The sequence below is a fragment of the Paenibacillus sp. cl130 genome (assembly GCF_900116035.1).
GTDB classification, from domain to species: Bacteria; Bacillota; Bacilli; order Paenibacillales; family Paenibacillaceae; genus Paenibacillus; species Paenibacillus polymyxa_B.
Window position 1 is genome coordinate 204117 of the sequence record NZ_FOYG01000007.1, and the last position, 11916, is coordinate 216032.

Genomic DNA, 11916 nt, shown 5'->3' on the forward strand with positions numbered 1-11916 from the left:
AGGATACACTTTTGGGTAAAAAGGATACTTACTAAAATCCACGTTTGAAAAAAAATAGTTAAAAGTTAAAATAGTAAGGGTGAAGATCGCTACAAGAAGAGAGGAATTACAATAACATGATTATCAAACCAAGAACACGTGGCTTTATCTGCACCACTGCTCATCCGGTGGGCTGTGCCCAACATGTTCAGGAGCAAATTGACTATGTACAGGCCCGTCCTGCTATCCAAGGACCCCGTAATGTACTTGTGATCGGGGCATCTGCCGGATATGGGTTGGCTTCTCGCATTACTGCCGCCTTCGGTGCGCGTGCCAATACAATTGGTGTATATCGCCCTAGTAATGCTACCGCCACACGTACAGCATCGGCAGGCTGGTACAATTCTGCTGCATTTGAAAAAGCTGCTCAGGAAGCTGGGCTTAAATCCTTAAGCGTAACAGGCGATGCCTTCTCGGATGAGGTCAAATCCAAAACGGTGGAAGCCATTCGCGAAGAACTGGGACAAGTCGATCTGGTGATTTACAGTGTCGCTTCAGGTCGTCGTACAAATCCCCGCACAGGCGAAACGTTTAATTCCGTGCTCAAACCTATTGGTAAGCCTTACACAAACAAGACCGTTAACTTCCACACCGGGGAAGTCAGCAGCGTGACGCTTGAACCCGCAACAGAAGAAGAAGTACAAGCAACTGTAGAGGTTATGGGTGGTGAGGACTGGAAATTGTGGATTAACGCCTTGCGTGAAGGCGGTGTATTGGCTGATACTGCAACAACCTTTTCCTTTTCGTATATTGGTTCAGATATTACGCAAGCCATCTACAGAGAAGGCAGTATCGGAAGTGCAAAGGATCATTTGGAGGAGACAGCACATCAGCTGAACGATCAGCTGAAAGTTACAGGCGGACGCGCCTTCGTCGCAGTCACCAAAGGACTCGTTACCCAATCTAGCTCCGCTATCCCTGTCGTTCCTCTGTATATTTCTGCTTTATATAAGATAATGAAGGAAAAAGGGCTGCATGAAGGGTGCGTAGAACAGAGCTACCGCCTGTTTGCTGAGCGTCTGTACGCACCAGAAACTCCTGTAGATGAAGAAGGACGTATTCGTATTGATGATTGGGAACTGCGCGAAGACGTACAGGCAGAGGTTGAGAAGATATGGGAGGCGCTGACGACCAACAATATCTACGAATTGTCAGATCTTGAAGGATATCGTCACGAATTTTTCCAACTGTTCGGCTTTGAGTTCGAGGGTGTAGACTATGATGCTGACATTGATCCCATCGTAAATATTCCCAACGTGCGCTAAGCCTTTAATACCGTCATTATGTCAGAAAAACAAACAAAGCTGTTCTCCAGCAGAAAAACATTTCGTTCTGCTTGGAGGACAGCTTTTGTTTTTTAATTAAAAGGGACACTTGTGTCCGCTCTGAATTGCAAAATGAAGCAAACATTGCAATTTTAAAATTCATTTGATATTGTACAAGTAGGCATAGCAAAGTCCCTCTTCCTAACAAGAGGGTAAACACAGTTGGACAAGTCCTACCTTGACTGACCGTGATTTTATTTGCTCAGCCCACCACATCCATATAAGGAGGTGTACCACATGGCAAAAGACGTTCTGTGTGAAGTCAATTCATGTACGCACTGGGCCCAAGAGAATAAATGCAGCGCTAGCTCCATTTACATCGTAAGCAACAGACCTGAAGACACTCACAAGTCTGAAGAAACAGACTGCAAAACCTTCGAAGCCAAGTAAATCTTTGATTTCAAGCCTAGTTTTATAATGAAGGAGCCCATGCCCGGGTTCCTTCTTTCTTATGATATTCTAACAATAATGATAATTATTATCAAGTCCTTTTTCGGTACAGAAAAACGCTATTCGCTTGTATACAATCATTTCTCTGCTACTTTATAAATCCAAGCCGACAAGGACACTGCTGTTCTCTCTAAAGACAAAAAAAAGAAGCGTCGCTCTGAACGATTCGCTTCTTGTGCTTGACCTTTTGTAATTGTTCTTGCTTGGTCGGCTTCACTCGTATGTGCTGTGAAATCTCGCCATAATGGTCATTCGTTTTGCGGCTTTGTGCCGCGCAATAGATTCCAGCGCGTTTTGCCTTGCTCAGCGCTTTTTGTGTTTGAGTACGTGCCATACGGCTTCACTCTCCTTCATTGGACTCCTTTTATCATAGCATCCAATCGTCAAATCGTGAATGGTTTGTCTGACTCAAGCATTCTTCAATTGATTAAATGTCTGAAAAAATATCCGGATCGCCACTGGAGGCCGCTACAATAAAAACAATAACTATAAAAATGATGATCAGTGTATAAATCAGTGTACCGATAATACTACATACCAATCCAGCAATGGCCATACCTCTGCCTTGCTCGCCATGACGGTTAATTTCCTTCAGGGAAAGACTGGACAAAATAATACCCACAATTCCGATAATCAACCCAATATAGGGAATGACAACAGATAAAATCCCGAGCACCATCGAGGCAACAGCTTTACTATTTGTAGGTGGAACTACTGGGGGCGGGTTAAATGGGGCGTTATAATCGTTCGTCTCCTGAAAAGGATCGGAAGATCGAGGCTCCTTGTACAAATCACTCATCTGTTAAATTCAACTCCAATACGAAAAATAGCAATTATATAAGTTCTAGGGTACCACAATCTTACAAATCAGGACAGTACTTATTTCGAATTTTTAAATTAGAACGTTAAAAAGAAGAAACCTAGCGATATTAGCACTTTTTGAGGTAACCGGGCATACAGTATTGTACCTGTTACAGATCAATTGCGCTCCATGAGAGCATCCTGCCAAGGAGGTCGGAGCTATGCTATATCGTGCAACATCCCGCAGAAAGGGCTCGCCTCACAAACGTTTAAATGCAAACACACTTAGGATAATTTCCACTGCCATGCTGCCATTTTACAAAGCTATTGCAACTCGCCGTGCGTTTGCAGTTCAATGGTCACGAGCTGTCGTTCAAGGCAATTTGGATCGGATGAAATCCCTTCTCTGCTCAGTAGCACCATTTGCCGCCAAACAAGGCTTAGGCACGAATGGCATCGGCTACTTTATTTCCTTTTTAGCTCAGCCACCGATGCTCTATTATACGAATGGAACGACGATTCCACCGGGGACTGTGCAGTTTACGTTTGAGCCGAGAGTTCATCGCGCCATTGCAAAAGCCGTTTTTCCGCTGTATCGCGAATTGGCACGCAATCCATGTTTTGCTTCTGCCTTTGCCAAAGCGATCAACAGACAAGACCAGCGTGCAGTTCATGTCATGATCCGTAGTTTGATTCCATCCTCTGCGCTGAAATCCGTACAAATTGAGGATGATGGCTTTGCATTGCTATTTAAGTATCCCTTTAGTAAGTACCCATATCGCAATCTGCTCTTTCGGGAGTTCACTTAAAAAGGTCGCTACTAGCGTGCTTGCTTGAGTTCTCCAATGAGCTCTTTTCCCAGTTGTATAGCCATATCTGTCAGCACTCGGATTTCATCCTTGGTTGCATGATCTAAATGTGCCCCGCAGCAAATGGCAAAATTGCCTGCAAACTCTTTTCGCAAGCGAACTGCAATTTCTTCGGTAATATAAAACTCCTTGTGATTTTGCAATTGCACAGTTTGAATCGGCTCGAGTCTGGCCCCTGCTGTAATCGTTCCCAAATGAGGCTGATCACCGCCTGAAATGAGTACAATGATATCTTCCCCCATAAAATAGGCATCCAGCACAAGACGGATACGTCCGCTTTCTTTTTGCAAATGAATCAATAGGATCCTCTCCTGCTAAAAAATATTATTCAGGATTTTGCAAAATTCGATTCCAGTCGCTCCAAAGTGCAATATATAGACGAACTAGACCATTTCGATCTATATATCGTTTATTGAAAATCGCTTATTGGATTTTTGCAAAATCCTCTATTGTGAAACGATTCACTTTATAGAGTTCTACTCATTGTACCGCTTCTTGAACGGTTCGACAATTTAAAAATGGCCCACAGCAGCCTCTATAAACCGTGGCTTGCTGTGGGCCTTCATTGTTATTCTAAAAGAAGCATTTCCTTTCCTACTGGCTGTTAACGGATCGTGATCGTATGCACAGTCTTACCACTTGCGCCGTCATTATCCGTTACCGTTAGCTCTACGGTATACGTTCCAGCTGTGGTGAATTTATGCTTCACCTTGGAACCGACCGCCGTATCGCCATCGCCAAAATTCCAGCTGTAACTAACGATCTCACCGTCTACATCACGGGAAGCTTTGGCGTTAAATTGTACATTTTTGTTCTTCTTAGCTGATTCATTAGCCTGAATAATGGCTACCGGCTTCTCATTGGATGGATTCGGATCAGGGTTCTGTCCTCCACCATTGGTTACATACAATCTTCCCGGTGCCTCCGTCTCCACTTCATTTCCCGCTGCATCCCTTACCCGGATCACGATGACTCCGCCTTCCAGATTCAGAGAAGATGAAGTGAAATAAGTTCCTTCATAGTGGCCTGACGAAGTTTCATTTAATGGAATATCGTTGCGGCCCAAAGTGGACAGGTTGAAAGGCAGCTCCACATGGAAGGACGCCTCCAAACCGGATGCACTGTCAAAGGATACTCGTACCGGCTGCCCTGGAGTAATACGCACATCCTCAGCAGGGCTAATGTTTTCAAGCTTCGGCAGAGCTGTATCGACATACACCGAGCGCGTAACACTTGTTTCGTTTTCGGCAAGATCCTTGGCCGTCACCGTAATTTGATTTTCACCTTCGTTGATAAGCAACCGCTTGTTAAAGCTGCCGTCACTTCCAAATTCAGCGGGCTCACCATTAATCGTCAATTCGGTGAGGAACTCGTCATACACGGTACCGACTACACTGACTACACCCGCGTTTGTACGGGCCCCTTCATCAGGTGAAGTCAGGATCAGACCCGGTTTAGTCTGATCGAGTGTCACAACCACCGTTTCGGAACGATCCGTTAATTTGCCGTATACCGCTGCTTGAACACTTAGCGGATTAGCTCCTGGTTGAAGATCAACCGACAAACTGAAGTGGCGATCCTTCACTTTCGTTGTGCCAGCCAGCTCCTTACCGTTAAAGAGCTGAATATCGGCTCCTTCTGCCGGGGAAGTTCCTGTTACGGTAATCGACTCTTCCTGCGTATACGTAGCCTTCGTAGGAGTCGTAATCGTTGGAGCATTCACCGGATATCTGACGATAGCCCGGATCATGTAATTCCCTTCCTCCTCAGGTGATTGGCTCCATGCGCCGCTTACACCTTGCCAGCTGCGAAGTGCATTCGGGCCACTCTCATCTGTAGCAAGACCCGGCGACTGTGTGCCTACAGCAGACTGTGTATATACGATGTAGAAGTCACCTTGAACCGTCACCGGCTCTGGAAGCTGCACCGTCGTCCATTGTGACTCGTCCCGCACGGCAGTCCCGTCGAATGGACCAGCCAATAATCGTCCAGGCGCTCCTGCCGCACCGGAGGCGTCATAGACAGAATATTGGAATGCCGTTCCTCCCGGATTCGGGAAGGCAGAGTTCCAGAACAAAAGCGATGCTCCTGTCACTTGAGCCACTTCCGACTCAGGCGTCATTCTGACTGCCCATGAATTGCCTGCCGCGTTAAAGGCTCTGGCATTTTCTCCTGTCCCGTCATCGTAGGCGATGCCTCCCTGGAACCCGATGAAAGGTTTCAACGTGACATTCGCTTCCACGCTACCATTCGGAGGAGCAATAACGGATACACTGTCGCTATAATAATTCTCAGCTGAAATGGACAATGTGTATGTTCCTTCCAGCACGTCCAGCGTAAATTCTCCAGCCTCATTCGTCTCTACCGGAGCAATACGTGCATCCTCCAGCACCAACACTTTCGCTTTTTGGATCGGTTCACCGGATTGCTTGTCGGTAATGACCCCGTGAATCGTACCGTGAGGTATAGCCTGAAGGCTAAAGTTTGCTCTAATAACTTTGTTATTCTCAATCGTGACTGCTTTCGTTTGAGGCACATAACCATAGGCTTCAGCCTTCAGCGTATAGTCGCCTGCTACATGGGTGAAGCTGTATTTGCCCGTGGTCGGATCCGTTTTCACCGAACGTCCGGTTTCCAATACCGTAACCGTAGCGCTGGCTGGAAGACTGTCGAGCCCGACACGTCCACTATCCACCGTTGTTTCTGCCGGCTTCACTTTCTCCTGGAATTCACTCTTTTCAGTGCTTGTAATTTTGTACAGCGGGAACTGTTCTTCCGCTTTTTCCAGCTTGATATTCGACTCAGGTACGATGTCCTTGGTCACTGTCGCAGCTGGAATACCCAACACACGGAAATCGTCAATGTACCAGCCGTTCTTGTTCACACTGTTATCCGATTTCAAACGGAAGCGAATTTGGATCTCATTGCCGGTGTAGCTATCCAGATTGTAGTAAACCGGAGTCCACTTTTTCCCATTCGTATTGTGAGAGAACTTGCCCAGCTCGCTCCACGTGTCGCCATTGTTTTTGGACACTTCCAAATAACCGTAATCATAGCCGGCCTCAATTTCAAACCAGTGATTGAAGGTCAGTGTTGCATTGCGTACAGCCTGCAAATTAATTTTTGGAGAAACCAGCGAAAATTCAGCTCCGTTCTCATAATTGCTATCAAGATCGGTTGCCCACACATTTGGTCTGGACACTGCGCTTTCTGGTCCTACTTCCTTCGGAATGCCACGTTCCCACTCATCCTTGGTACCGGAATGAGTCCAGCCATTATCCGAGCTGCCGTCAAAATGATCGCTATACAGCGTATCCGGCACGTCTACTCTCAGAGAAGCCTCATTCGACTTGATTCCTTCATTGCCACTATAATCCTCAGCCGCCACTGCATAATGATAGGTCGCTCCACCGACCGTGATGGTATCTGTGAGTGTCAGTGCTGAGGTTGTACCGATGGAAGTATAATTTTTGCCTGATTGGGTAGAACGATACACCTTGTACTGCTTCACATCATCATCGGAGGAAGCATTCCAGGCCAGTGTGACGTTGCCCACAGTATCTGCTTCAGCAGTCAAATTGCTCGGCGCAGCAGGTGCAACGGTGTCTGGCTCCTGAATCGACAGATCGTCAATATACCAGCCATCTTTCACAACCGTATTGTCACTAGTAAAGTTGAACAGGAGGTATACTTTTTGACCCGCGAATGCCCGCAAATCAAGATATTGTGTTTTCCAGCCATTGCTGGTGCCAGTAAACGATAATACCTGCTCAAACGCATTCTGATTGTTTGTGGTTGCTACGTACACTTTGCCGAAATCAGAATTGTTTTCAAGATCGTACCAATGCTTGAAGCTGACCAGCGCCCCTTTTGAGCTCTCGGTCAGATCAATCGGAGGGGCCATAAAATAACTGTTGGAGTTGGCCTGATATTGGCCTTCGAGATTAGTCGCGATGACCTTTGTACCCGAATGTGCGCTTTTAGGGCCGCTTGTCGGAGTTCCCCATTTCCAAACACTGCCCTGTCCACCGATATTAATACCGGCAATGTCTTTTTCAAAGTCTTGTGTGTAGCCTGGTTTTACGCCTTTGGAGATTTTAACCTTGTATACTTCAGTTTCAAATCCGTTATTACCGTAATCATTTACACGAATATAGTATTCCAGACCAGCGCTGTCCACCAAAAAAGTCGGGATGGACGCTTGATATGTACCATCTTTGCTGTCGCCGGAGGTCCGTTCCAACGGAATATATACATAGTTTGACGTACCTGCTGTTTTGGCAAATGCCTCAACGGCCGTCACGCCGACATCATCCGTTACATGAGCAGTCAGAGGTATATCAATACCCTCGAATGCCGCTGCGGGCGGTGTATGCTCGAGAACAGGTGCTTCCAGATCGTCGCCACCCGTTACAACTTTACCAGACACGGAGCCCAGACCTTGCATGACCGAACCGACTGCATCCAGCGCATTAATGACACCATGTCCGTAGCCATTGTTTGGCGAAGTAGGATATGTGCTGTCCGTGCGCGGTGTAGCTGTGTTCATCAAAATTTCCTCAAGCTGGTCTACGGTAAGAGAATGATTCGCTTGCAGCAACAGAGCTGCAAGGGCCGCAACATGAGGTCCCGCCATGGAAGTACCGTTATACCCGCCTTTATAGCCGCCACCAGCCACAGATGACCGGATATTTACACCCGGCGCGGAAACTTCGGGCTTCACCTCACCATAGGGTGATGGTCCTAACAAGGAGAAGCTGGCCAGATTATCATTGCTATCCGTGGCTCCAGTAGCGAAGGATTCCGGATAGTTTGCCGGATTGGCTACCGAGGCAGGTCCGCCCGGATTGGAAAGAGAGGTATTACCTGCGGAGAATTCGGGGAAGATTTGAGCATCCCGCCATGCCTGAACCACAGGCCGGAACCATTCATCAAGACCCGGTCCGCCTCCCCACGAGTTGTTCACTACATCTGGAGCAAGCTCGGGATGAAGATTCCCTTGGGCATCTTTTGGCGCAAGCAGCCATTGACCGCCATCCAGTATAATCGCATCCGTCGTTTCCGGATTAAAAATCCGAACCGCAATCCACTTCGCACCAGGTGCAACGCCAACTCGGTTCGTTCCATTTTCCTCAGAGCCGACCATCGTGCCCATCGTATGTGTACCATGGGAATCGTCTTCCTGATCGACCGGAAGCGTCGCATGACTATGCGGATCGTACCAGCTCAGCTCGGGATTCACGACATTGCCTGCCGCGTCCAGCCCCCGCCATTTGCGATGAAGGGCCGGATGTGTATAATCTACACCTGTATCCAGATTGGCAACCACGATTCCGGTTCCGTCAATTCCCTTTTCCCACACTTGTGGTGCGTTAATATGGGATATGTTCCATTCCACCGTAGATGGGTCTACAGCGTTCTTACCTGCATTGCCAGGCTTAGCCGATGTTTTGCCATCGTCCTTCTCCAGCTCTACAGCCTTCTCTACCGTCGTAGACTTCGCCGCGGCTGCTGTCACTGTTTTAGCTGTTTCAGCCGTTTTGGCATTTGCTCCCTCTGCTTGCTTGTCAACCGTCACCTTTTGCAGATAACGCGTTTCATTCGGCAAGACTTTATCGACCTCAGGCAGCTGCGAAATATGATCCAGCACCTCCTTGGTGCTTGTTACAGCCAATGCATTGACAATAAAAAAGCTTTTATATTCCTTCACTCCGCCGCTCTCTGATTGCTTATCCAAATAATTTTCAAGCCCATATTGGGTTCTTGAAGCCGTTTCACGCAGAGAACTGATCACATGGCTGCGTGCAGCCATTTTGGCGGCGGAAGGTGTTATTTTCTCAAGTGAGGCCTTTTGAAGAGCATTTTTGGAAACCTTGTTGGTGTCTACCTGTTCTTTTAATTTGACCAGATAGGTAACATAGTTATTCTCCTCAAACTGTTTGGTCAGTTTCGGGGATACCTTCGCGGTCGTGACCTTGTGCGAGGCGGATTTCAGCTCCAGCTTGGAGCCATCTGGTGTGTTATTCGCCAAAGCGGGTTGAACAAAGGAAAAGGCCATTAGCAAAGATAGTCCGATAGATAGTGGTTTCTTGAATCGTTTAGGTTTAATCAATTACTTCTCCACTCCTTTTACTGGGTTTAATGTTTCTGGAATAACCTGTACAGAGTAAGACCTCATACTTTACACATCAAACACACGGGTTGCGCAACACGATGTGGTTGGCGACCACCTCCTTCATAGAATATAGAGGCACAAAAATATTTGGCTGTTCATAGGTGGTGGTACTTCATAGGTGAGTTTACAATCCCAATAGGAAGCGATGAAATTCAGTAGAAACCAAGGAGAAAAAGCAGGAGAACTTCGAAGAAAAACATGTTATATCATTACATTTTATATTAAAAATTGATATATAATCATATATTATGGAATAGTATAAAGTTATCAAAACAGATATACAAGTCATTTTTTTGCATTTTTCTTGAAATTCTATGACTTTTATATTCTTTTATGTACGAAAACCCCTTTTTGCGGCTACGTAATAGTGCATTACACGGTTAATAGGTGTATGCAATCTCTGTACGAGCCGCTCAAAGGGATTTTCGGGGGTCTTTCTTAATCCTATCTTTCGCTCTATATCTTGTTCATTGGAAGTCGCTTATAGGATTTTTGCAAAATCCTCACTTAAGTACGGAGTTCACCGCAGCAAGCGCGTCGATCAGACCATATCCGTAACCATTGTTCGGTGAAGTCCGATACTGGCTATCTGTCAGCGGCGTCGCTGTTTTTGAAATAACATCCTCCAGTTGATCCACAGTCAAAGATGGCTTGGCCTGAAGCAGTAATGCCGCTAATCCAGCAGTATGCGGGCCTGCCATAGAAGTACCGTTCCATCCCCCCTCATACACTCCGCCCGGTACAGAAGAACGGATGTTTACACCAGGAGCCGAAATTTCAGGCTTCACTTCGCCATAAGGAGAAGGACCGCGCAGCGAGAAGCTGGCCAGCTTGTTGTTTACGTCCGTGGCTCCTGTCGCATAAGCTTCCGGTAGATTCGCCGGATTGGCTACAGACCCAGGTCCGCCCGGATTGGACAGTGTTGTGTTGCCGGCGGAGAACTCAGGGAAAATCTGAGCCGCTCTCCACGCCTTGGTGACTGGACGATACCATTCATCCAGGCCAGGTCCACCGCCCCAAGAGTTATTCACCACATCCGGTGCAAGCTCAGGGTGCTTTTTACCGTTTTTATCTACAGGAGCAAGAATCCACTGTCCACCGTCCAGTAAGATGGAGTCGGTGGTATCTGGATTGAATACTCGAACCGCAATCCATTTGGCGCCGGGAGCAACACCGATTTCATTCGTACCGTTGCTGTCCGAGCCAACGCTCGTCCCCATCGTATGTGTACCATGTCCATTTGAATCAGTTGGCAGCGATGCTCCATTAACCGCATCATACCAGCTCAGTTCTGGATTAACGACCTGGCCGGAAGCGTTCAGACCACGCCATTTTCTTTTCAGTGCCGGGTGAGTATATTCAACGCCTGTATCCAGATTGGCGACAACAATGCCTTTGCCGTCAATGCCTTTGGCCCAAACCTGTGGTGCTTTGATTTTAGAAATATTCCACTCGACACGGCTTGGCGTTACCGCATCCTTATACACGGATTCTTCCACCGATTTTTGCGCATTCTCTTCCGTCACAGCCGTATCTACAGCGGCTTGATCTGCAACCGCTTGGTCAGCTGTAGATTCCTCAACTACGGGCTGGGCATCCTTATCTATTTCTACCTTTTGCAGTTCCCGCTTTTCATCCGGTAAAATTTTGTCGATCTCAGGAAGTGTGGCGAGATTATCCATGACCTCTTTGGTGCTGGTTACCGCAAATGCGTTCACGATAAAGTAACTCTTGTATTTTTTGACGTTTCCGTTATTGACTTCCTTCTTTAAGTATTCTTCCACGGATTGTTGCGTTTTTTCTGCTGTATCCATGAGAGAGTTCACAACCGTTGTACGTACAGAAAGCTTAGCAGCAGCCGGTGAAATTTGCTCTGCAGAGGCCTTTTGGAAAGCATGCTTGGCAACTGACTCCGTATCCACCTGATCCTTCAATTTAACCAGATAGGTGACATACTCACTGGAACTGAATTGTTGGTTCAGCTTGGCTGAAACCTTGGCGGAAATGGTTGATCCTCCTGCTGAGGTGGTTGTGCTGGAATCTCCATATACCGGAGAAATTAGAGAAAAAGCAAGAAGAGCGGTAAAACTGACCGACAGCGTCTTTTTGATATTTTTCGACTTAATCAATACTTTCCATCTCCCTTTACTTGGTTTTTTAATTCTCAAGGACAGCCTCCGAGTAGCTACGTCAAAAGCTCACAAAATAGCCTCTGGTACTCACCTCCTTTAAAAAATATAGATTTCGCTGGGGTGAA

Annotated in this window: 8 protein-coding genes; 3 read left to right on the forward strand and 5 right to left on the reverse strand. The window is 46.9% G+C overall.

What is annotated here, in order from left to right:
* Positions 1 to 116 precede the first annotated feature (116 nt).
* Positions 117 to 1304: an enoyl-ACP reductase FabV gene (gene fabV / locus BM358_RS19470; protein ID WP_028542496.1), complete on the forward strand. Its 1188-nt coding sequence runs from the start codon at positions 117 to 119 to the stop codon at positions 1302 to 1304.
* 297 nt (positions 1305 to 1601) lie between these two features.
* On the forward strand, positions 1602 to 1754 hold the full coding sequence (locus BM358_RS19475; protein WP_023989813.1) for a DUF1540 domain-containing protein: 153 nt from the start codon (positions 1602 to 1604) through the stop codon (positions 1752 to 1754).
* Positions 1755 to 1944: 190 nt separating this feature from the next.
* Here the strand turns inward: BM358_RS19475 and BM358_RS19480 are convergent, their stop codons facing one another.
* Together BM358_RS19480 and BM358_RS19485 are read right to left on the reverse strand one after the other, a co-directional pair.
* Positions 1945 to 2148 (reverse strand): hypothetical protein, encoded by a 204-nt coding sequence (locus BM358_RS19480; RefSeq protein ID WP_028542495.1) that lies wholly within the window; start codon positions 2146 to 2148, stop codon positions 1945 to 1947.
* Positions 2149 to 2241: 93 nt separating this feature from the next.
* Positions 2242 to 2613, reverse strand: a complete 372-nt coding sequence (locus BM358_RS19485) for a DUF4190 domain-containing protein (RefSeq protein ID WP_025720792.1) — start codon at positions 2611 to 2613, stop codon at positions 2242 to 2244.
* A gap of 223 nt (positions 2614 to 2836) precedes the next feature.
* Here BM358_RS19485 and BM358_RS19490 point away from each other — a divergent pair, with 223 nt between their 5' ends.
* Positions 2837 to 3424 carry a hypothetical protein gene (locus BM358_RS19490; protein ID WP_028542494.1) on the forward strand — a complete coding sequence of 196 codons (588 nt, stop codon included), beginning with the start codon at positions 2837 to 2839 and terminating at the stop codon, positions 3422 to 3424.
* An 11-nt stretch (positions 3425 to 3435) separates the two neighbouring features.
* Here the strand turns inward: BM358_RS19490 and BM358_RS19495 are convergent, their stop codons facing one another.
* The 3 genes from BM358_RS19495 to BM358_RS19505 form a co-directional block, all read right to left on the reverse strand.
* Positions 3436 to 3783 (reverse strand): prenylated flavin chaperone LpdD, encoded by a 348-nt coding sequence (locus BM358_RS19495; protein WP_023989817.1) that lies wholly within the window; start codon positions 3781 to 3783, stop codon positions 3436 to 3438.
* A 305-nt stretch (positions 3784 to 4088) separates the two neighbouring features.
* Positions 4089 to 9596 carry a S8 family serine peptidase gene (locus BM358_RS19500; RefSeq protein ID WP_028542493.1) on the reverse strand — a complete coding sequence of 1836 codons (5508 nt, stop codon included), beginning with the start codon at positions 9594 to 9596 and terminating at the stop codon, positions 4089 to 4091.
* A gap of 566 nt (positions 9597 to 10162) precedes the next feature.
* On the reverse strand, positions 10163 to 11788 hold the full coding sequence (locus BM358_RS19505) for a S8 family serine peptidase (protein ID WP_028542492.1): 1626 nt from the start codon (positions 11786 to 11788) through the stop codon (positions 10163 to 10165).
* Between the last annotated feature and the right edge of the window lie 128 nt (positions 11789 to 11916).